The 263-nt window shown below is 51.3% G+C and carries 1 protein-coding gene; it reads right to left on the bottom strand.

All coding sequences use genetic code 11. The annotated features are described in order from the left end of the window. Window positions 1–263, bottom strand: a 263-nt coding sequence (locus AC4HNJ_RS22000; RefSeq protein ID WP_490481742.1) for an RHS repeat-associated core domain-containing protein, incomplete at both ends; no start/stop codon positions are given.

The following is a 263-nucleotide window of genomic DNA, read 5'->3' as shown; positions in this document are numbered from 1 at the left end:
CCTAATTCGTTCGAAAGCGGTAGGGTCTGTCTACCATTTGGATCGACGTTTACAATCGGATTATTGTTTGCGTAAGCGTACCGTTTGAAATTGGACGAATTACCCGGCACTACACTTACCGGATCGACACTTAGAAAGTGTCCAGTTGCCGGATCGTAATACCGTCCTTGCAGATAGACGAGATTCGTCTCGGGGTCGTTAACGTGCCCCGTATAACCCGGCCCATTTGGCGGGGTGCCTAAGGCGGTCGTTCCGTAAGGCGT

Source organism: Dyella sp. SYSU CM1112, assembly GCF_058216415.1.
Note: the sequence above shows the minus strand (reverse complement) of the source record. Positions and strands in the feature narration are given on the sequence as shown.